The organism is Selenomonas ruminantium subsp. ruminantium ATCC 12561 (assembly GCF_000424065.1).
GTDB lineage: Bacteria > Bacillota > Negativicutes > Selenomonadales > Selenomonadaceae > Selenomonas_A > Selenomonas_A ruminantium.
Map to the genome: position 1 here is coordinate 99489 of NZ_AUJE01000005.1, position 23489 is coordinate 122977.

At 48.1% G+C, this 23489-nt stretch carries 9 protein-coding genes; all 9 read left to right on the forward strand.

Translation table 11 applies throughout. The annotated features are described in order from the left end of the window. Positions 1-15 precede the first annotated feature (15 nt). The 9 genes from G598_RS0103930 to G598_RS0103975 all read left to right on the forward strand — a co-directional run bounded on the left by G598_RS0103930 (position 16) and on the right by G598_RS0103975 (position 23479). Positions 16-14778 (forward strand): leukotoxin LktA family filamentous adhesin, encoded by a 14763-nt coding sequence (locus G598_RS0103930; RefSeq protein ID WP_026765832.1) that lies wholly within the window; start codon positions 16-18, stop codon positions 14776-14778. A 93-nt stretch (positions 14779-14871) separates the two neighbouring features. Then, the gene (locus G598_RS0103935) at positions 14872-16536 is read left to right on the forward strand and encodes a ShlB/FhaC/HecB family hemolysin secretion/activation protein (RefSeq protein ID WP_026765833.1); all 1665 of its coding nucleotides are present in this window, start codon (positions 14872-14874) and stop codon (positions 16534-16536) included. 115 nt (positions 16537-16651) lie between these two features. Further along, positions 16652-17596 carry a hypothetical protein gene (locus G598_RS0103940; protein ID WP_026765834.1) on the forward strand — a complete coding sequence of 315 codons (945 nt, stop codon included), beginning with the start codon at positions 16652-16654 and terminating at the stop codon, positions 17594-17596. A 14-nt stretch (positions 17597-17610) separates the two neighbouring features. Continuing rightward, complete coding sequence (locus tag G598_RS0103945; protein ID WP_026765835.1) at positions 17611-18336, forward strand: hypothetical protein; 726 nt, start codon at positions 17611-17613, stop codon at positions 18334-18336. 202 nt (positions 18337-18538) lie between these two features. Further along, positions 18539-19795 (forward strand): [FeFe] hydrogenase, group A, encoded by a 1257-nt coding sequence (locus G598_RS0103950; protein ID WP_026765836.1) that lies wholly within the window; start codon positions 18539-18541, stop codon positions 19793-19795. A 12-nt stretch (positions 19796-19807) separates the two neighbouring features. Beyond that, positions 19808-20113 (forward strand): iron hydrogenase small subunit, encoded by a 306-nt coding sequence (locus G598_RS0103955; protein WP_026765837.1) that lies wholly within the window; start codon positions 19808-19810, stop codon positions 20111-20113. Continuing rightward, positions 20103-20795, forward strand: coding sequence for a cytochrome b/b6 domain-containing protein (locus G598_RS0103960; RefSeq protein WP_245582748.1), 693 nt, complete (start codon positions 20103-20105; stop codon positions 20793-20795). The genes G598_RS0103955 and G598_RS0103960 overlap by 11 nt, the downstream gene beginning before the upstream one ends. 232 nt (positions 20796-21027) lie before the next feature. Continuing rightward, positions 21028-21996 (forward strand): radical SAM protein, encoded by a 969-nt coding sequence (locus tag G598_RS17005; protein WP_245582749.1) that lies wholly within the window; start codon positions 21028-21030, stop codon positions 21994-21996. Between the two features lie 205 nt (positions 21997-22201). Further along, positions 22202-23479, forward strand: a complete 1278-nt coding sequence (locus G598_RS0103975; RefSeq protein ID WP_026765839.1) for a hexokinase family protein — start codon at positions 22202-22204, stop codon at positions 23477-23479. The last annotated feature ends 10 nt before the right edge of the window (positions 23480-23489 follow it).

The window sequence follows — 23489 nt, forward strand, 5'->3', positions numbered from 1 at the left end:
GAATGGGGGATTGTCATGAGTATGTACAGGAAGTGGGCGAAACGTCGCAACGCCATATTATCGGTAGCGCTTTTCGGTATGCTGGCATTGCCGAATGTGGGGCAGGCCACCAATATTACCAAGCACGATGCAGCTAATAAGGGTACGATAAAGACAGCTGGAAATGTCCACAATGTATTTGCAGATCGTGTGGTCGGTAATACCGCAATTAACCATTTTAAAAATTTCAATCTGAGTCAGGGGAATATTGCCAATTTGTTTTTCGGTAAGAGCGTAGACAGCGCAACGGCTGCCCGTCTGTTTAATTTTGTCGATAACAAAGTGGATATTGCCGGCATTGTCAATGCTGTGCAGAACAATAAAATCGGCGGTGATTTGCGCTTTATCAGCCCTAAGGGGATTGCTGTGTCTTCAACAGGCGTTATCAATGCCGGGCAGGTGGGCATGGTGGTGCCCACTGACAAGTATTACAAAGAATTGCTCGGTAACGACAAATTGCTGACAAGTGCGGATTTGCTCAGCGCGAAAAGCATTCAAAATGGTGAAGTGCCCCTCAATCTTACCGGAACGATTACGGTTGCCGGTCATATCAATACCGTTGGCGGTATGACTTTGGCAGCAGCCAATATCGAGCTTAAGGACGGTGCGCTCCTTAACAGTCAAAAGCTCATTGATTATAAAGATATTGTAAATGTCAAAGATGGCAGTGTTAAAGCAGGTATTGGCTCGGGGACTGATCTGACGTTGCAGCGGGATAAGGAATCGGGGGATATTGTCCTCGCAGCCGTAGCAGACAGCAAGAATACGGCTGAAGAAGGTGGCTTGTCGGGCAAGTTGAATAATAAGCTGGATGGAACTGGTGTTAATGTTTTCCGCATTGCTAACTGGGATATCAGTAAGCCTATTGGCGCTAGTATAAAAATGGCCAAGGAGGCGAAGATTGATGCGGATAGCAATGTCGTTATGGCAGCAAAGGCACTTTCCAATAATGTGAAACCAGAGAAGCCCAAGGATCAGAAGAAACAGGATGAGAAAGCCAAGGCAGAGCTGGAAAAGAAAACCAAGGAAGCCATCCAGAATACCAAGACTCTTTTGGGGCTGAATGCGGGGATTGAACTGGCAGGGAAAATCACGGGCAAGACGGTCAATGTAACTGCAACGACCAAAGATGATTATCAGTTTGATAAGGATATGGCCAAGGAGATTAAAGCAACGAATCTGTTGCAGGAGTATATCAAAATCTCTGGTGCATACATGATGCATAAAGATACGGCCAATGTGGCGATTGGCAAAGATGCCCAAATAAAAGCTACTGGTGATGATATTGCAGGGAAGCCCGATAAAGATGGCAAGACCCCTGCCCCCACGCCGGCAATTTCGGTATTGGCCTCCAGTGAACTCAATGCGAAACTGGCTTCGGAAGGGAAAGTTGAAGGTAAGAAGAATCAGTTGTTAGCAGCAACTTTTTCATATTATAAGAATAATGCCAGCCTTACTGTGGCGGGGTTATTGAAAGCGGAGGCCGGTTCTGTTTCTGCTGTTTCGAATGCCAAGACCAATATATCGGCCACCAGTTCCAATTTGGCCAGCAAAGAAGATACTAGTCATCTGAATTTTGTGGGCAATGTTGTAATTGGTTCCACAAATAGCCAGAATCAGCTGAATGCAGGGGCGACGCTGGATGCGGGCAAGAATGTCTCTGTGGCTTCAACGCTGAACAACTCGCTGACTGTCAAGGCAGAAAACAGCATTAAAGAATCGGGTCTGGGCGGTTCGGCCTTGAACTTTGTCAATACCTCGGAAAATGCACAGGTGTCGGATAGTGCGGCAATCAAGGCGGGCGGCAATATTGAGGTGAAAGCTGCCGAAACGAATACGCTGCAGCAGATTACCGCCAACAATGGTACGGCGAAGGTAGAAGCCGCAAAAGAAGAGGATAAGGATAAAGATAAGGACAAGGATAAAGATAAAAACAAGGATACGGGTACGGAGGCAGCACAACCTGAGGCCAAGGATGCAGAAGATGACCTTGGTTTAGATGTTTTGTTCAATGATGCAAACGAGGCAACCCAGGAAGCGGAAAAGGAGAAAGAAGAAAAGGCTGCAGAAGCAGACAAAGCAGCAGACGCAGATAAAGAAAATACGGAAAAGAAAGACGATAAAAAGAGCGAAACGAGCCAGACCAAAGCTTCGGCGCTGGATAAAGCTTCCCAATACGTTACGGTAGGCGCCAGCGTAAATGTAGTCTTGGGTGACAGTAAGGCCGGTGTGTCCATTAACAAGGGCGCTAAGCTGAATGCCGGTGATAAAGGTGCTTTGACCATTTCAGCTGTACAATCCAATCCAGATGTACAGGTGGGTTCGCTGGCGACCTCTGCTGCCGGCAGCGACGGTAAGGCCAAGACGGCGCTGATCAATGCGGCTGTATCGGTAACGGATGTCACTACCGATGCCAGTGTAGTCATTGCCGGCAGTGATGATGATAAGCCGGTTTCGCTTACCGGCAGCAACATCACGCTCAAAGCCGAAGCCAATAGCAGTCATGGCCGTCTGGATAAGTTGGTAGCGGATATAAAAGCGATAAACGATGTAAAAAATTCGTTGCTGAGTTTCTTTAAGGGCGACAAGTGGAAGGAACCCAGGCAGCATGTGTCGGATTTCTTTGCCGCAGTGGGAAATCTGACGAATATTATCAAGGACCCCACTGCCGCTCAGACTTTGGTCAACCGGGGGAAAACCCTTTATGAGGATTTGAATACTTATGCCAAGGAATTGGAAGGAGATGGGATTAAGATTGCCAAAACGTTGGAAGCCCTTGACAATCTGACCAATCCAGCCAAGATTGCTAATTATTATGTGGATAGTTCCACCAGTTCCAATCTGGTTAAGAACCGGGAAAAGAATACTTCTGATAAAGGCAGTGTGGCTTCGGTATCGGTGGCAGGTGCCGTGAACGTGGTCAATTCGGACGACCATGCCCGTGTACTGGTGGGGCGCCAGGCTCAGATTAATACGGCAGGCGACCTTACGATTAACAGCGGTGTGAATAAGAGCGATATTGCCATGAATGGCCACTTGAAACCTTCCGGAGCAGCATCAACGGCTATTGGCGCAGTGGTCAATGTATTTAACAGCAGGGCAGACAGCGTGCTGGCTGTAGCCGATAAGGCACAGCTCACGGGCAATAATGTAACGCTGACGGGCAAGAACGATATAAATCATTATATCTTGAACGGTGGTTCCGGCTCGCCGGCTAATAACTCCAATAAGACCGGCGATAATGATACGGTTGCAGATACCAAGGCCTTGCAGGGGACGGTCAGCTATGTGGGCGGCGAAAGCGTAACCCTTGTGTCCGTAGACAACGGTGCCAAGATAGAGGCAACCGGGAAAGTTTCCAAGGCGGACAGTCAGAAGAAAATTGATGCCGCATGGGAAAAACTTTCTGCAGACGAAAAGAAAAAACAGAAAAAAGCTGAGGCAAAGGAATCTGGCGTATTGAACATCACGGCACAAAATGACAGCCGGGTGCTCAATATTGCCGGCGGCCTGGCCTATGGAAATGGCTCGATGGGCATTGGTGCGTCTGTGGCCATAACGAATTTTGATGTGAAGACCCTTTCAGCCGTGAGTGATAATAATATTGGCAGTAAAGATGAAATTGGTTCACTGGCACGCACGCTGTCTGTAGGGGGCGGCACAAATCTGAAGGCTGCGGACTATTTCGGCTCTGCAGGAGCTAAGGCAGGCGCGATCAATGCGCATAGTCTGTCCATGAATGCCAAAGCAGATGGCTATATCCACAGCGTAAGTGTGGCAGGCGGCGTTATTGAACAGACGGACAATGGCAAATCCGGCGGTGCTCTGGCAAACTTTGCTTCCAATATCAATGGCGCATCAGGCAAGTTCACCAGCTTCAAGGACAGCTATCAGACCTACTTCAAACCCGATGAAAAGCAGGATAAGGGCTCGGTATTCAGCCGGACGATGGACAGATTCAAGCAGAGTCAAAAGAAGAAGGATAAAAAGGAAACTGGTGTGGCCAACATGACTGGCGGGCAGACTATGCCCAGCTTCACTTTTGCTGGTGCTGGCAGTGTTTCCGTGAATCTGTCGGCTAATCAGACGAAATCCATTTTGCAGGATGCCAATGTCACTTTGCGCTCTAATGGTGCGGATATGGCGGCATTTGTCAATAAGGCAGCGGATTCGTTATTCTTTGGTTCCTGGAGTGGCGGCGCAGCTTTAAGTTTCCAAAATATCAAGCTGAAGAAGAATACGTCGGATTCGGCGACCACGGTAGGTATTTCCGGGGCCGTGGCGGTGAACAGCGTCACAAGTGATGTACTGGCTCAGGTTAAGAACAGCAAAATCCAGGAAAATAATAATGAGCAAAAAGGCAGCTTTGTGAACACTGCTGAAAAGAAAGGCGCATTGTTTGCCGGCGGCGTAGGACTGGCTGTGTCTCAGGCCAGAAAGAACAGCTACAACTTCACAGGGGCGGCCTCCACTTCGGTAAACAAAGGCAGCAGCAATGTAGACGCGCAGGTGGTGGGGGTAACTGCCAAAACGAAAAACATCACCAATAAAGCAATGGACACCGATACGCAGGTTACGGGCGGTGTAAATCTGTCCATAGCAGCTGGGGGGAATGGTGCTGCCTCTGCCGGTGGTACGGTGGCGGTGGCCCTTTTGGAAAACCATGTAAATGCAATGCTCGATGGTGGCAATTATGATGCTTTGGGGAATCTGCGCAACGAAGCAATCGCTTCGCTTACGCAAGTCGGCGGCGCTGTAGGTGTATCGGTTGCGGCACCTAAGGGCGGTAAAAGCTATGGTTTCCAAGGGGTAGCTGCCTACAATAACTTGAAGAATATAACGCAGGCTGTGGCCAGAAATGCGACGGTTTGTGCAGATGCTGTACAGAATCTCGCGCAGGACCAGGCAACGGATAACACCAGTGATTACAAGAAGTACAATGCAGCCCTGAAGCAGACTGATGTTGATGTTGAAGGGGACAGCTACACGAAACAGCTGGAACAGAAGAACAACAACGATACCAAGGCCATCAATGAAGATTTGGCGAAAAAGGCCGCTTACGGCAACAAAATCATTACCGCAGCTGTCGGTTTGGCATCCTCGAAAAATGGTTCGGGGCTGGCATCTATGGCCATCAGTGATGTGGATAATGATTTCACGGCCAAAATTGAAGGCGGCAATTTCGTAGTGAATAATGCTGCTCAGGATGCGCTGAAAGTGCGTGCTTTTTCCAATACGCTGGATGTGAATACTGCCGCTGGTGCAGCTGCGGCCAAGAGTGGCTTTGGCGCAGCAGGTTCATTGAGTCTGCAGCTGACAGATAATGATGTGACTGCCGGTGTGGAAAAAGTCAAGGATTTGTCCGCTAAGGGAATTTCGGTTGAGTCTGGTACGGGCGCATCGGAAATCAATGTTGCCGGTCAGGTGAGTGTTACGAGCGGAGCTGCTTTTGGTCTGGCCATGGCTTACAATCTTTTGGAGAATGATACCAATGCCTATATCAAAGACAGTGAGATAAACAGTAATTCCCAGAACTTTGCTGCGGGCAAGGGCAATCTCGCCGTTAAGGCTGACAGCAAAGCTTCCGTTTATGCGGTAGGCGCTGGTGTGGGAATTTCCAAAGGTTTAGGGGTAAATGGTGCTTCTGCGATTAACCGTGGTCATAATTCAACGGCTGTGGTGATGGAAAATACCAAGGCGAATAATATTGCAAAAGCAGATATCACTGCTGCGGATACCTCGAAGAAACTGGCCGTAGTGGGGAATGTGCAGGGCAGTGGCACGGCTGCTATAGGCGGTGCCTTTGTCTATAACGACATTGGCGGTAATGACGAGCGCCAGAAAACCAAAGCGGCGGTCAGAAATAGTACGTTAAACGGCATTGAAAATCAAAATGGCGATTTGATGGTGACGGCTAAGGACGACAGCACGCTTACAACTGTGGGGGTAGGTGTTGGCCTCAGCACGGGTGTGGCGGCTGTACAAGGTGTGGCAGCGCTGACCAGTATCCAAAAAGATGTGGGAGCTTCGATTGAAAGCTCCAATATCGGAAGCGATAAGCGTCGGTTTGCAGTGACAACGGCTGCTGATACCAAGGATAATCTGCGGACTGTAGCAGCAGTTTTGTCGGCTTCCAAGAATGCAGCCATTGGTGCAGGTTTGGTCATGAACACCGATAAGGCGGTGACCAGTGCACAGGTTTCCGGCGGCAAACTCTATACCACCGGGTTTACGGTAGATGCCAAAGGTCTTTCGACCATCAATAACATTGCGGCTGGTGGCGGTGTTGCAGCACAGGGCGCAGGCATTGTCGGTTCTGTGGCCATCAACGATATCCAGACGAAAAACCGTGCTGTTCTCAGTGGCGGTACGGAAGTAGATGCTTCTGGAGACAGTGTGCTCATTGCTGCTCGCGGTGATGAAAACATCAAGAATATCGTGGGCGTTTTGGCAGCTGCCGGACAAGGGGCTGGCGTTGGTGCTGCTGTGGCGAAAAATACCATTACAAGTGAGAACTTTGCCGCTGTTGAAGGCGCGAATACTAAGGTTACAACGAGTGGCGCTAAGGATAGGAAAGTAAAGGATAAGCTGAATAATGCTGACCAGGCAATTGTGGGCAAACTGGCTTCGGCGGACAAGGACAAAGACAACAAGTCCAGCGCTGCTGATGGTGAAAAAATCCTGGACGCGGCTGCAAACCTGGCAGACCTGCGGGGCGAATCTACTTATAAGGGGATTGCCGTGTCTGCTTCCGGCACGCATACCATCAAGTCATTGCTGGTTAATGCAGGGGTTGCCGGACAGGGCGCTGCGGTAAATGGCACCTTTAATGTCAATGAAATTGGTGGTTCCACGAAGGCGTTGGTGGATAAAGCAAGGCTGTCCACAGATGCAGATGCAAATATTGTGGCGCGTGATTATACCAATTCCTATGGCCTTGTTGGTACGGTCAGTGCTGCGGGACAGGGCGTTGGCGCAGGTATGGGCAGCGACAGCCAGACGATTACGCGGGAGACAACAGCTTTGTTGATGGGAACAAAACATCCCCATGATGATGTATATGCCCGCAGCCTGAATGTTGAAGCGGTTGGCTGGCAGGGGAGTGCTTCTCATGCAGCCGGTATCGGCTTTGCCGGTATGGGAGCAGGCCTCATCAACGGAACTGGTGTCTATGACCTGCGTTCGCAGACCAATGCCAGCGTGAAGAATGCTAAGCTGAGCCTATGGGGAAATTTTGATGTGCTGGCTGACCATCATGGGAAAATCTACAGTGACATCTATTCCCTGGGTGTTGCCGGGGCAGGTGTCGGTGTTGGCACTGGCGTAGCTGTGGTCAAAGAAGACAGCCGTGTCAAAGCGGAAATGGAAGGCACAGAGGCGGGGTTTCAGGTTCGGGGAGCGAACAACCAGAATCAGGCAGCTGTAAAGGCCCTGAATGATACCCGGCTTACCTATGAACTTTACAATATTGGCGGCGGTGGTATTGGCGGTCTGGCAGGCTCCATCGGTGTAGCGAATGTGACTGGTGATGTAACAGCGCGTGTAGCCAATAGCTCCATGAAGGCTGTTTCAATCGGGACGCTAGGCTATGATCGTCTTGACCCGGTCAAGATTGAAGTGCTCGCACAAAATAAACTGGGCTTCAATAATACTGCCTTTACGGGTGCATTGGGTCTGGGCGCAGGTGTGGGCGTAGGCGTGGTCATCAATACGCTGGATAGCAGAACAGCAGCCGTATTGGATAATGCTGACCTCAAAGCCGGGGAAATCGACATCCAGGCAAAAGACGAGCGCAATATCGAGCAGAGCGCATATAATGCCTCCGCTGGTTCAGTGGGCGCTTCGGCTAACGTGATGATTACGAATGTAGGCCAGAAGCTGGCTGACCGCTATGAATCGGCGGCCAATAAGGGCAAGGAAGCCGATGGTTCGCAGGTGAACACCAGCGACCTTTTGAACCGAGCCAATCAGGCGACTAAGGGCAATCAGCTCAATAGCTCGACTACAGACGGCCGGACAGGCAGCAGCACAGCAGCCGCAGCTGACCGCGGTGGAAAGAGTGGTTCTGGTGTAAGCTTAACGGTAAAAGGCTCCAAGCTTATCTCGAACACAGGCAATATCGTTTTGGATAGCGGTGTCCTCAATAATGTGCGGCAGGAAAATAAATCCGTTGCCATTGGCGGCGCAGCCATCAATGGTGCGGTAGGCATTTTGAACAACGCCAGCAGGTCTGCGCTGGATGTGAACGATACGAAAGTAGAATCTGCGCAGGATATAAAAATCAATAATGAATTGTCCGGGAAGAATGAATTGAAGATTCGTCAGGGCGCAGCAGCGCTTTCAGGGGCGGCTGGTATCGCTTATGCCGGCTTGAACAGCAAGACGGAGGTTACGACGGTTCTTGATGATGACATACTGCGGGCAAGAAGGGGAACATCGCTAAACAACATGGACAACATTTCCTCTAAACTGGATGCAGTGGGCGTGACGCTCAGTGCTGGTAAGGCCGGCAGTGCATTGTTGGCGGAAAACAGCGGTACGGGGAAAAATGCGGTCATTATTAAGAAGTCCGGGCTGGTCAGTGATAACGAAATAGGTATAGATGTTTATGCACAGAGTATGCCGCAGGTAGAGCTTTCGGCAATTGCCGCCAGCGGTAGTCTGGCTTTTTCAGGCACAGGTTTGTCTGCCCGGGCCGGTTATACTGGCTCGGCAACTGTGGATATAAAGGATAGCGGCCTGCGGTCGCCTATGCTGGATATTGCTGCCACAAATACCCCGCAGGTAAGAACGAAGGTTGGTTCATCAGCAGCCAGCATGATTTCTGCTATGTCTGCTACGAATGTGGACAATACGCTGGGCACAAAGGAAAATTATGCCAAAACGGCACTGAATGTTGATAATTCGACGTTGATGGCGCGTGAGACAACGCTCCGCAGCAGCTGGAATCCTAAGCAGAATCTTGAACTGTTATCGCTGAATGCCGGCAGCGCGACTATCGGTGTGACTGTGGGCAACATGTCCTCTTATGGTACGAGTGATGTTTATGTAGGCAGGGCTGCGTATCAGCAAGATGGTTCTCTGTTGGCTATTGGTCAGGGAATAATTGAGCAGTCTGGTCTGGTAGGCGGCATGACGGCAGGCGGTTTTGCGTCCGGCAGCAATCTGCTCAATGCCAATCGCGATGTTAAAACCAATGTTTACTTGGACGGTTATAGCGATACCAGCGATAAGCTGAAAAACGTAGTGGCCTCTGCTTCGAATTTCCTCACACAGGATTTTAAGGCTGTGGGTTACGGGGCAGGTTTTGCCACGATTTCTCCCTGGACGGCGGTAATCAACGACAACGAAAGCCGTGCAGCCAACGTAACCCTTGGCGGTACATGGAATCTTTCGGGAACGATGACGGCGCTTGCGCAGAATGTGGATAACGAGGCTAATCTTACCGTAGATGGTAAAAATGCAGCTGCAATAGGACTTAGTGCGGTGTCTCTTGCCCACAATACGGATAATGCCGCGAAAGTGGTACTGAATCCGGGGATAAACGTCACGAGCACAGATGCGCAGATGTATTATGCTGCAAATGAAATTGCAGTCAATGAACTTGTAGATGCCGCAGGCTATGGCGGAGTGAACGGCTCTGGCAGCAGGCTGGACAATAAGGCGTCTTATCAGGCGTCGATTGAAACTGGCAAAACAGGAAACGGCACTTCTAACTTTACGGTAAATGGTACCTATGCCGGTATTACGATGAATGCTGATACCAGGGGCAGCATCAAGGCAAGGAATCAATTGGAAGCTGGCGGCGCCACTTCGCTGATTAAAGCGCAAAGCAACCATAATCTGACTTATGATGATGCAGTGAAGCTGAAAAATGCCAACCTCAAAGCCGCAGGCAGCACGTCGGATATTAATCTGGCAGCGTCTGACAATACGACTCTGGACCTTGTTACCGTGGCTAATATTCAAGGCGGTTTGGGTGGCACAGCAACGACAGTCAATGACAGCGTACTCAGACGCAACAATAATGTTTTGCTGGATGGCAGTTCCATATTTAGTGGACGGGATGCGAGCCTGTCTGCTGGTGCTGATAGTGAAGGTGAAATGGGCGAACTCAATATGCATCTTCTCGCAGATGTGTATAACCGTACGGCGATTCCGGTAAAGACGAAACCTTCTTACACGAATTCCATGACGCAGGCAAATCAGGTGAATATTGGTCGTGGCAGTAAATTGGAAGGTGTGCGAAATATCCATCTGAAAGCAAATAGCGGGAAGGAATCCATTGTTGAATCGGCTTATGTTTATACGACTTATACATCGAAACTCAACAGCAACCTCATTACTGTAATGCCGCAGGATAAGAATACCCGCGAACAGCAATCGAATTTCATCACGGTTGATGGCAGCCTGCTGGCAGGGCTGTACAATGCATTGGAACTGGAAATTACTGGTAAGGCTGAAGATGGCAGCATCAAAGGTAATGTCATCAAAGGCCGGGAATGGTTCAATCCGCAGGGGATTACCTTTGGTAAACAGCAGACCGTGGCGAATCCGTATCTGAAGGAATATAATGAACTCAAGCTGGCAGAACAGCAGGTGGCTGCAAAAGAAAAGGACGATATAAAGCAGTCTTATAAAACGGAGCTTGCTAACCTATATGCATTGATGGAGAAACAGGGGTTTGCCATTAGAAAGGGAAATCAATATAAAGTTCTGCCCGAAGCTAAGGTAGCGGCAGTTACCTTGCCCGCAATCATGGTATCTGGCGGCAATATCACACTTTCAACGCCAAGCGTCAAGGGAAGCGGTGCCATCAAGGCACAGGGCGCAGATAGTATTGTGATTCGCGATAAATCCAATGGCCGTTTGGTGGTAAATGACCTCACGCTGGCTACTGCCGGTGGTCAGGTGCTTCTAAATGGCAGCGATTATACGGCAGCGAATGTACAATCGGCAAAGAACAGTCAATCTCCCGTCATCAGTATTCAAAAAACTGGCGGCAATGGAGTTGGTGCAGATTTGCATATTCAAGGAAATATTGCCAATAATACGGGTAAGGTACAGATGGCGAACCAAGTGGGTGATATTCTGACGACTGGGCAGGTTTCTTCGGCTTATGCTACGGAAATCAGTGCTCCGAACGGCAGTTATCGGCAGGCAACTACTGGTTCCTATCAGGTGGTGGGCATGGATCCGCTGGTACCATATACGTTTGGCAGTGAATTGTATGCGCAGGAACTTTATCGTTACTTTGTCGAGAAATATATTGTGGAGTTTAATAAAGGGGGATCGGCACAGATTGTTAAATACCTGGAGGATTATAATGATTATCTTACCAGTACGGCACAGGATGTGTTCAACCGCATGAAGAAAACGGCGGCTGGCCGGGCTGAAGTGCAAAGAATCCTGGGAGGTTATTATGACCAAAATGCTTCGCAATTAAGTGCACAAGCCAAAGAACATCTCAAGACGAAGTATACTTCACCTTCACCGGAAGGCAGTATTGTAGCTGGTGGTGATGTGTCCATTGCGGCGAAGAACATCATTGTGAATGGTCTTATCCAAAGTGGTTACAATGTTTATCGTACGGATATTGATGCAGCAAAAGTTGAGGCACTGGAGAAAAAAGTCGATAATAAAAAGAAACTTACCGACAGTGATGTATTAGGTAACCGGGCATTTTTGGTAAATAAGACGGACTCGGCACAGCTTTGGAATTCGGACGAAAGTGTATTTGAAGGTGTGATTAATACCTATTATAATCCGTACACTGGACATCTTTTGACGGCAGATACTTATGTCAAAGGCGGCAATATCCATCTGAAGGGGAATTTATTCTCCTCGATTGCCGGAACAGGACGAATCCTTTCAGCGAAAGGTGCTGCCAATATTACGGTGGATGCCGGGAAATTGAACAAGGATATCTATGTTGGCTCCATTACCAATAACTACCGTGAAGGCAATATCTTTATTAATGGTCAACAGTATACCGAAAATTCTTATCAATTGAACAGTACGGAGCAGACTCCTGAGCGTTATGTTTTGCGATGGACCTTATCGGCGGCGCCTATTAGGAATACACAGTCTTTTAAGTATCAAGTAATAGATAAAGCGCATAAACAAACAATGCAGAATTTTAGCAAGGAGCGTGCATTGCGCCGCTTTGAGGATGCTTGTCTTTTCATGGCAAATGACTTGTTTACCGATAAGGAATTTAAAAAGTTACAGTTCTCGTATACGAGTGATGTTGACAGCGTAAAATCCATAGTTTCCAATTATTTGATTAGCAAACAGTATTTTCACCCTGCAACAAACTGGGCTCCACAGGTGATGTGGACATACGCGGACAAAACAATATCATCAACGAATCCTTCCGATCCCCAGGCTAAGATAGACAAAGGAGCTTTGTGGTTCCCGGATTGGTATATCTATCAATATAATCGGGACTATAAGTTATCGCCTACGGTTTTGACGCAAATCAATTTTGATAAGCCCATCACTACAGGACTGGTAACGCCAACCGCTGGTAATATCATCGTGAGAGGCGGCGGCAATATAATACTGACAGGAGATATCAGGACTGCAGTTAAAGGAGGGACGAATTTTGGCAGAGTCGATATCGATTCAAATCGTGGAGCGGTTGATAACCATGATGTGCGGATAACTGCTGATGATCTCATTGTGTATGGCTATAAAGGCGTGAATTTGAATATTGCTGGCAAGACGAGGCTTAGTGCCATGGCACGTCAAGGTGATATAATCATCAATTCGGATGACAGCTTACAACTTGATACCATAAAAATTAGAGATGATGAAAAAATGGTGAAACTGTCAGCACGGGGCGATATTACCATGGAGGACAAAGGAGAGATTTCAGCACAATTTCTTAATCTCGTAAGCAAGGAAGGCAGTATTGGTTCCAGGGATAAATTTGTGACAACCTATAATACGTCAACAAATTATGTTGACGCAGAAGCTAAGGGGGATATCTATATTGAAGAAATAAATGGCAATTTGGGTGTAGGTACAATCAAGAGCAGTAGTGGTGACGTGACCTTGTCTGCTAAACAGAGAAATATTGTGGATGCCAAAGGTTTGGGCATAAAATTTTCTGACAGTCAGAAGAAGGTAAATAGCTGGCTGGAATTGGGACTGATTAGTGACAAGGATTCGGATGACAGCATGACAGCTGCGGCCGCGGCAGAAAAAGCGGAACGCCTTGTCGGTCTTGAAGGCAGGCTTCGGACACTGGGCGCCGATAATCGCCGACTGTTGGCAGACTACATTGGCATTGCCAAGGAATTTGCTAAAGATTCCTCGGTGTTGGCACGTAAGGCAGCTTTTGAAAAACAGGCACAGAACATCAATGACGATGCCGAATATACGCGCTTGTTTAACCAATATCGGGCAGAACAGCTCAACTGGTTTGCCAAGGACTATCAAGGTCTTAGCGAAGCAGAGCGGGCGGCAATCATGGATTATGGCCTGTTAGCAGCCAGCAATGACTATGGTTTTTCCAAGAATCAGCTGCTCTACGCTATCCAAAGTGATATCGTCAACAGTGTGCCGGGACAGACGGCAGTGATTCCCAGTCCCAATATCCAGGCGAAGAATGTCACACTCCTGGCAAAAGATGATATCGGCTATAAGTCGCGTAGGGTGAACATTCAGGCAGCCGATCTCACCAAGGTGGGTAATCTGAAACTTTTGGCATCGGCAAAAGCTGGTGACCTTACCTGGAATGAAGATGGCAGTGTAGATGTGCGGCAGCGTATTCCGGTAAGTCTGGACTTGCGTGATGGTGGTACCATAACGCTAAGTAAGAAGACGAATAATATCTTCTTGGCCGGTACAGAAAATACGACCTTTAACTTCACCAGTGGTTTTGGCCGTGAGGAATCGGATATTGTGCTTATGGCGGGCAATGGTATTTACCTGCCCAAGAATGAAGCAGACCGGATCTATGCGAAAGACCTGACCATTTATGCAGGTCGTGGCAATATTGGCAGTCTGGATAATTATCTGCGCACGAAGGCAGCAGGTGCCTTGGAGGCCAATGCAGGTGGTTCCATCTTCCTGGATAACCTGGGAGATTTGAGTATTGTTTCTGCTGTCACGGGGGCAGACCGCCGTCCGGTATTGGTAGGCGTAAACAAGAGTCAGCCAATTGCATCTGGAGAAGCAAGCGGCTTATTCATGAACAACTCTGGTAATCTTTATATGAGTACAGAGCGTGGCAAGGATATGGGCTATCTGTTGGGCAGTTCCGTAAATCTCAAGGCATTCAGTCTGGGCAAACAAGAGGTTCCTTTACGTATCTATACGAATGGCGGTGTATTGAATTTGGAAGCTCGTGATGCTTATCTTGAAGGAGTAGGAACAGGAGATCCATTGCAGATTAACCGCTATATTGTCAATAATCTTACGTTGAAGAATCCGGAGCAGTTTATTTGGAGCCTTGACCGTAGTGATGCGCTTTATAAGGATATTTATGAATTCTATGGGATTGATTGGCAAGGATACCCGTTGAATTATGACGCGTTCTATCAGTCCGTACAGAGGCGCAAAACTGTGAAAAATCTGGACTTTGAAGACCTGGAACTTGAAGATCTGGACCTTGAAGATCTGGACCTTGAAGATATTGTACGCAGTAAACAGGAGACGGGAGCACATTCGCAGAATTTGGTTATTCTCAAAGATGCTGAAAATGTAAAAATCGCAGAAAATCAGCAATAGATAATGGAGTTTATCAGGATAACGGCATGGAGCTGTCACAGGGACATTTCTTCATGTGACAGCTCATTTGTCGTGTTAGAAAGAGGGATGAAAATGCGTAGAAAAAGTATTGAGGGGAAATGTCTGTCTGGGGTGGCTTTTGCCGCGGTATTTTTGCCCACGGTTTGTTTGGCTGCACCGGCAATGCCGGATAGTGCAGGCACGCAGATAAGCCGTGACCGGGAGATTTTGGAAAGAGAACGTTTGCGCCAGCAGATTGAGGATGATCAGGAGCGGGCAAAAGAGGAAAAGGTTACGGACAAGCAGGATAAGGAGGGAACGGCTGCACAAAGCGAGAATATTCACTTTCGGTTGGAACAGCTTACAAAGGATGATTCGGATATTTTAACGGCCGAAAAATTTAATGCGCTGGTAGCCTCCTATTTGGGTAAGGACGTGACCATTGAGGATTTAACGGCTTTGGTGAATAAAATCAATGAATATTATTCCCGAGAAGGCTATATCACTTGTCGTGCGTACCTGAAGCCACAGACGATAACGGATGGTACCGTACACATCAGCCTGAGTGAAGGACGGACAGGCAAGGTGACATTGACGGGCAACAATAGCACGCATGCGGAATATGTTCATTCCCGTCTGCATCTTAAGCCGGGAAAGGTGCAAAACATCAATGAACTCAATAAGGATTTGGCCTTCTTTAATGGTACAAATGATGCGCAGCTGAAGATTACGCTGCAGGCAGGTGAAGAACCGGGAACAACGGATTATGCTTTGGTGTTAAAAGAACCGCCGCGGATGGATATGACCTTATACGTTAATAATGACGGGCAGGAAAGTACCGGAAGATGGCAGACAGGTTTTTTCTTCCGGTATCGGAGCATAACCAAGAATCAGGATGACTTTACGATTGGTGGTCTGCGTTCGACAGGAATGGATTCGATAAATTTCCGTTATGATATTCCTACCTCGCCAAAGGGGCCAAAGATTTCTTTGGATTATAGTACCAATGGTACCAAAACGGTGAATGGGCCTTGGAAAGATCTGTTAAAAGGCCATGCCTCGAGTTTTGGCGTGACACTCACCCAGCCGATTGCGGTCAATTATACCAATCGTTCAGAAGCAAGCCTTGGCTATCGCCATCAGACGTCAACGAATACGCTTTTGAATTTTCGCGATCTCGTGAATTACAGCGTGGATGGGATTACAGCTGCCTTTGCCCAGACCAATTATAGCCGCAGTTCGGTGTACTATCAGCGTTATGCCTATACGTTTGACCGCTGGAAAGATAATGTGGGAGCTGCAGATAAGACCGTCAGTCTGGGAAAAATAAATGCATTCTATCATCATCGCTTCGGCGGCGGACAGACGCTTTTTACGAGCTTGAATCTCCAGTGGGCGCCATCGAAAGAACTTCCGTCATCAGAAAAATTTAATATTGGGGGGGCAGGAACTATTCGTGGTTATGAAGAAAATCTACTTAGTGGTACAGGAGGTATTGTTCTTTCCGCAGAGTATAGTGTGCCTTTGGAAAAACGTGGTATGTGGCAGTTGTTTGGCTTTTTGGACGGCGGCAAGGTTTATGGTGCGGATGACTATGTAAAAGATGAAGCGCTTTTAAGTACAGGTTTGGGTATCCGCTATCAATGGCGGAAAAATATTTCTGCATCGCTGACGATAGGCTTCCCACTGAAGCGAGAAATCAATGGGACAGAGTGCGATAGAAGCAGAATTCATTTTACCTGCGTGGGCAGATTCTGATGCTTATTACAGATGCTGGTGAGATGGTGCCGGAATAATAAGGGAACTCTGACGGGCATCTGTGGGCAATGATTTATGGGAAATGGGTATGCGTATTGGCAAAGGAGGAAATGGTATGCGTAAGTGGTTGAAGCTTGGCGGACGTGCGCTTTTAGGGGCAGTGGTTTGTGGTTTTTCGTATATTGCTCCGGTATCGGCTATGGACGATATGGCGGCTTTTCGGGAAGCTATTACGATGCCTGCACAGACGAAGAACGATGGGTATATTCTGCGTGAAAGCATTAATTTCTTTGTACCTATCGGTCATGCGAAACTTGAGTTTATTGCGCAGACAAAAGAGGATAGTGCCCGTATGTCTGGCGCTTTGGACGTTCTGCTGAACGATGAGGAAGGGGGGACGCTTACCGACCAGATTCCGTTCTACATCGATCAGAATAAAAAGGATATGACCATCTACTATAAGATGGGAAAAGAATGGGAAAAATTCCATGCACCAAGTTTGGCTGCGGTTTTGGCTGATGTTATTGCCACACCCACCAGTACGGATATTGAAAAGGAAATTTCCTTTGTCAAAGATGTTAAGGTACTGCGGGAATCGGATACCCAGCGTACGATGTTCGTAAGACTCGATAGTGACAAGGTGGCAGATGCTATTCGGGAATATAGCGAGGAAAATCCGGCGGATAAGGGGACGGCTGATGATCGGGAAATGCAGGGCCACTTTATGCAGTGGCTTGATACAGGCGTCCGCAAAGCCGATATCTGGTATATGTGGACTGTTGACAAGAACAGCTGGCAGACCATTACCCAGAGCCTGGATCTGACGGGCGTAGTTCGGGAAACGGCGAAAGCCGCCATGGATGACAAATCAGAGCACTGGAGTCCCTATGCAGAGGAATTGCTGTCCTTCGTTGCTTATTACAGCGATATGAAGGAATATACGGTATTCCTGAATCAAAAAGCCGAGAAGAAACTGGAACTGCCGAAGGAAGCAAAGAAGGCTAAGCTGGTGGAGGACATGATAGTAGATATGCCAGCTAAGGCTGGCAGTCTGCGTTGAAAGGCGGTGCTGGCATGATGGCAGTCAAAACCTCTGAAAAACGTTTTTGGCCATATATGATGTTGTTTTATCTGTTGGCATTTTTTGTGTTGTCCGGAACGGCTTCAGCGCATGTTGAGCAATGGTCGGAGCCGGGGTATAATTTCAAGAATGTCCAAAAATTATTGGTCTATGACCTGGATACATCTGCTGTAGATTTGGAATCGGATATCGCCGAAAAAAATTTCCAAAATGATTATTGGGAGCAGGCTAAAAAGCAGAAAATGACGGTGCTGACGGAGCAGCGTGCAGCCAACCAGATTTCGCTTTTGGAGTATAAGGATATTGACCAGTTAAGGGAGAAAGATCCGACAGCAGCTGAGGCCATGTGGAATAACAACCTGCCACGGGTAGTAGATGCCTATGCCAAGATGCAGTATTTGAAGTATGAATATACGTCCCGCGTAATTCCAGCTCATACGGAATGGCGTTCCCGTTATGTGCGTCGTACTTTTTATGACCGCGATGGCAACAAACACGAAGACCTTATCCCGGAAGAATATCCTGAATTTGTGCCAGAAAAAACAATCTGGACCCTTCATCAGCAGATTCGTTTTGATGTTTACGATGCCCAAACAGGTAAGTGTATTTACTCACGGAATGAAAGCCGATCAGATGATTATGCCGGAGATGGCCGGGATATTTTTGTTAAAATTGTCAGGAACAGCTTTAAGGATTTTGTGAAGAAATGCCAAAGATAGGACTTTAGAAAAGTGAAGAAAAATAACATATGGTAACGAAAAAAGCAGAATGAATGCCGCAATAGCAAATGTTCTGCTTTTTTCGAAAATTATCCCCTGGGGGAGCTTGTGGTGTATAGTACCTGCATCTATAATGTATGATAAGAAAAATAGATGATAAATATAAACGATAATTATTTGCAGGATAGGGAGAGTGAAAGCTATGGCAAAATCTTATCAGGCGAATGAGCTTAATGGCATCATTAAAATTGACGAGAGTAAATGCAAGGGATGCGATACCTGCAAATCCTTTTGTCCGGCTGATGCCATTGAGGGAGCCTACGGGGCAAACCATCGGATTAACGATGCACGCTGTCTGCAGTGCGGGCAGTGCCTGGTGAATTGCCCCTTTGGTGCAATTGAGGATACGGTTGATGTTGTCGACCAGGTTATCGAAAAATTGCAGGATAAAAATACGACTGTGGTGGCAACGGTGGCACCGGCGGTTCGCGTGGCCTTGGGGGAAGAATTCGGCATGGAGCCGGGTAAACTCATTACTGAGCAGATGTATGGTGCACTGAAAGCAGCCGGCTTTAAGATTATGGATGTCAACTTTGCCGCAGATAATACGATTCTGGAGGAAGGCACAGAGCTCATCCATAAAATCCAGAAATACGTGTTGAATCAGCCGGCAGAAGGAGAACTCGGGCCCTTGCCGCAGTTTACTTCCTGTTGTCCGGCATGGGTTCGCTATATGGAACTGTATCATCCCGATTTGCGTCAGCATCTGTCCTCGGCCAAATCGCCGATGGGCATGGCTGGCCCCGTAGCTAAGATTTATGGTGCACAGGAAGTTTGGAAGGTTCCGCCGGAACAGATTTACTGTGTCGGCGTTTATCCCTGTACGGCCAAAAAGTTGGAGGGTTCGCGGCCGGAGTTCACCGCAGCGGCGGATTACTGGAAGAAACAAGGCCATACGGCAACGTATCAGGATACGGATGTCGTATTGACCACCCGTGATTTGGCACGCCTGCTGAAGAAACTGGGGATTGATGTCCGCAATGTCACGCCGGCTGAGGAAAAGGATAATCCTTTGGCTGAGTATACCGGTGCAGGTACGATTTTTGGGGCGACGGGCGGCGTTATGGAAGCAGCCTTGCGCACAGCCTATTTTGTCCTGACGGGCGAGGAATTGGGCGAACTTCATTATGAGCCGGTTCGCGGGCTTAAAGAAGTCAAGACGGCAGATGTACCGCTCAAGCTCAAGGGTAATGGACAGGAAATCGTGCTGAAGATTGCGGTTGTGCATGGGACGAAAAATGTCGAGCCGTTATTGGCTGAAGTCAAAGAGGGCCATTCGCCGTATCATTTCATTGAGGTGATGAATTGTCCCGGCGGTTGTGTGAACGGCGGCGGTCAGCCCATTAATCCGATGGGAACGTCCTGGACGGGCAAGTTTAAGGCAATCTTGCCGTGGTAATGGAGGTGCGCCATGAATTATTCGTATAAAGAAAAAGAAGTCAAAATCAACCGCCGTGAATTTCTGGGCTTTGCCGGTGTTATTGCTGCCGTCCTTTGGACTGGTGCTTACACGGTGACGGATTTGATTGTTGACCGGACGAAATACATCAAGATGCGTACAGCTGGCCTGTATCAGGATGATGAAAAGCAGGCAAAACGGCAGAGCCATAATAACCAAAGCCTGCTCAATATGTACAAAAAGATGAATTTCCAGCCGCTTAGTCCGCTGGCCGAAGAATTATTCCATACGCATTATGTAGACCGCAGTGTTCTGTAAGAAAGGTGGGATTACGGTGGATAACAATTTCAAGGGAAATGAGCGGATTTTGCATCATAGCCTGCCGGTTCGCCTGTTTCACTGGTGTCTGGTCTTAGGATTCCTGCCTGCTGGCTTTACCGGTGTTATTTTGTTCTTTCGCCCGTTTGGCGAAGCGGGCATGCATCTTGCCATGCAGGTTCATATTGTGGGTGCCTGGATACTCATGATTGCCTGCACTTTGTTCTTCTTTTTGTGTCCCGGGCGTGTGGTGGCTTTCTGGCGGGAGGCTTTTCACTGGACGAAACAGGATATTGAATGGATGAAGGTCGGCGGCGGCTATCCGCAGAAGATGATTTTCCTGCATGAAATCGAAGTACCGCCCATGGGCAAAATCAACTCCGGTCAGAAAATGATGGGCATAATGGTGTTTTTCGGAACGCTGCTGATTATGCTGACGGGGGCTGTTCTTTACTTTGCCTTGCCGCTGGTTCCCAAAGAGATTGCCTACTATGCAGACCTTATTCATCTGGTAGTGGGCATGGGCTTGTTCCTGTGTGTTTGCGGCGGCCATATTCCTTTGGGCATTTATAACTGGCCGGAATTTCGCAGTATGTTTGGTGATGGTACCCTTAATGCCCAACATGCAGCCCATCATCATCCGTTGTGGACGAAACACGAGATTGAAAAAGTTAAGGATTGATTGTTGAAATACAATAAGACGCTGCGCATCATGCACAGCGTCTTAATTTTATTGCAGTGACAAACGGGATGTTATACTGCAAAGGTGCATTTCTCCGTGAAATCAGTTCGAGCCGCTAAAATCCGGGGAAACACATATTGCTTTATGCTTATTATAGGAAAAATAATTGTTGCTTCGCAAGCTCCCTAGGGGGATATTTCCTATTTTGTGTTATAATAAGCAAAGAATTTCTATGAATTTGGTGAGAATGATGTTGGATATTACGAATTGTAACCTTTGTCCGCGGCGCTGCGGCGTTAACCGCACGCAGCGGGCGGGCTTTTGCGGTGCAAAGGATTTGGTGCGCATTGCCTTGGTGTCTTTGCATCAATGGGAGGAACCCTGTCTGGTCGGTGAGCGGGGAGCAGGAACGGTGTTTTTCTCTTACTGCAATCTGCGCTGCGTCTATTGTCAGAACCATGAAATCAGTCATGGCGGCAAAGGCATGGAAGTCAGCACGGAACGGCTCGCAGAGATTTTTCTTGAACAGCAGGCGCGGGGGGCGGCTACGCTTGACCTCGTGACCCCGACGCATTATGTGCCGCAGATTATTGCCGCGCTGGATATGGCTAAAGGGCGGGGCTTTAGCCTGCCTGTGGTCTATAATTCGAGTGGTTATGAAACAGTTGAAACGATTGAAGCACTGCGGGACTACGTGGATATTTTCCTGCCGGATTTGAAATATATGGGCGCAGAGAGTGGCGGGGAGTATTCTGCCGCGGCAGATTATTTTTCCCATGCCAGTGCGGCTATAAAAAAGATGGTAGAACTGGTCGGGCCGGTGCAGTTTGCAGATAACGGGCAGATGAAAAAAGGCGTCTTGGTGCGCCATATGGTCTTGCCGGGACATCGCCATGAGAGCATGGACCTTATGAAATGGCTATGGGAAAACTTTGGCCGGACGATTCAGGTGAGTTTGATGAATCAGTATACGCCGATGTATAAAGCCGCTGAGCATAAGAAAATCAACCGCCGCCTGACGACGTTTGAATATGAGTCCGTGGTGGATTATGTGCTGGATTTGGGTATGGAAAATGTCTATGTGCAGGAGCGGCGCAGTGCGTCGGAAGAATATGTGCCGGATTTCAATGGAGCAGGCGTTTCGCAACAAGAAAACAGTTTCATGATAAGTACTAGGAAAATCGGTGGAAAAACGCTATAATAAGAAAGGTATTTCCGTCAGGAACTGTTCATAAATAAATTTTAGATTTGACTTGTCTAAATTTCCATCTACGTCGTTGTCGTCAGTCGCCATAGCCACCGCTATGACTCATTCCTCCGCCTAGTATATGAAAATTTATCCTGCGTCCTATCTTAAAATTTATTTATTGCCAGTTCCTTAGAAAAATGTTAAAGGGGAATAGAAAATGGCTTTTAATCAGGAACATTTTGCACAGCTTATTGATGAATTCACGGTGAACAGCGAGCAGCTCAGGGAGATTGCCGCTGATTTCCGTTATGACCTGCGTTTGGGGCTTAAAAATCCGGACGAATCTTCTTTGCGTATGCTCAAATCTTATCTGGGCCTGCCCTCCGGCAAGGAGACCGGCGAATATCTGGCACTGGACTTCGGCGGCACGAACCTGCGTGTTTTGCGGATTAAGCTCATGGGGGAAGGCAAGTTCGAAGTGCTCAAAAAGGTGGCTAAGCCGCTGAAGGTGGAAGGCGTATACGATTTCATCGGCGCAGATTCCACGGCTGAGGAAATGTTTGACTTCATCGCTGAACTCGTAGATGAAGCCATTGACGGCGACCATGAGAAAAAGTATCTCTTGGGTCACACCTTCTCGTTCCCCTCGGAACAGACGAATCTTTACAATGCCAAACTCATCATCTGGACGAAGGAATTTGCTACGCCGGGCGTTGAGGGCAAGGTAGTCAATGACCTGTTGAAAGAAGCTCTGCACCGTCAGGGCATTGATAATGTTGAACCGACGGCGGTCATCAACGATACGGTAGCGGTTCTCTTGGCTGCTGCCTACAAACAGCCGGATATCTACATTGGCTCCATCTATGCTACGGGCCACAATACCTGCTACCTCGAACCCTATGCCGAAAGCGGCGATGCGCCGATGATTCTCAATCTGGAATCCGGCGGCTTCATGAAGCTCGTGCCGAGCCGTTTGGATATCGAATACGATGAAGCATCCGAAAAGCCGGGCGAACAGCGTCTCGAAAAGATGGTTTCCGGCCGTTACATGGGCGAACTTTTCGGTATGGCTATGGCTGAACTCTTAGAAGAAAAGGGCAAGAACTACGGCTTTACCAGCATTGATATGAGCAATATCATCAATGAAGCCGATAAGGTTGCCGAAATCGTCAAGGCCAAGACGGGCCATGATATTGCGGCTGAAGATGTGGAAAAGGTGCAGAAACTGGCCAGCACGCTCGTTATCCGTTCCGCCCGCCTCGTGACGGCCTCTTTTGTGGGCATTATCTGGCAGCAGGCCGGCAGCGGCAAGGCACAGAAACAGCACATTGCCATTGACGGCTCGGTTTACGAAAAAATGCCGCTGGCCAAAGAAAACATCATGCGCGCTCTGTCCGAACTTCTTGGTGAGGAAGCCGCAGTTATTGATACGGTACTGGAAAACGGCGGCAGCGGTCTGGGCGCAGCGATTGCCGCAGCCATGTCCCAAAAGTAAGACCATAGGT

What these genes read in the sequence shown, in the direction of transcription:
- G598_RS0103930 (WP_026765832.1), top strand. Translation starts at nt 16, where the DNA reads ATGAGTATGTACAGGAAGTGGGCGAAACGTCGCAACGCCATATTATCG.
- G598_RS0103935 (WP_026765833.1), top strand. Translation starts at nt 14,872, where the DNA reads ATGCGTAGAAAAAGTATTGAGGGGAAATGTCTGTCTGGGGTGGCTTTT.
- G598_RS0103940 (WP_026765834.1), top strand. Translation starts at nt 16,652, where the DNA reads ATGCGTAAGTGGTTGAAGCTTGGCGGACGTGCGCTTTTAGGGGCAGTG.
- G598_RS0103945 (WP_026765835.1), top strand. Translation starts at nt 17,611, where the DNA reads ATGATGGCAGTCAAAACCTCTGAAAAACGTTTTTGGCCATATATGATG.
- G598_RS0103950 (WP_026765836.1), top strand. Translation starts at nt 18,539, where the DNA reads ATGGCAAAATCTTATCAGGCGAATGAGCTTAATGGCATCATTAAAATT.
- G598_RS0103955 (WP_026765837.1), top strand. Translation starts at nt 19,808, where the DNA reads ATGAATTATTCGTATAAAGAAAAAGAAGTCAAAATCAACCGCCGTGAA.
- G598_RS17005 (WP_245582749.1), top strand. Translation starts at nt 21,028, where the DNA reads ATGAATTTGGTGAGAATGATGTTGGATATTACGAATTGTAACCTTTGT.
- G598_RS0103975 (WP_026765839.1), top strand. Translation starts at nt 22,202, where the DNA reads ATGGCTTTTAATCAGGAACATTTTGCACAGCTTATTGATGAATTCACG.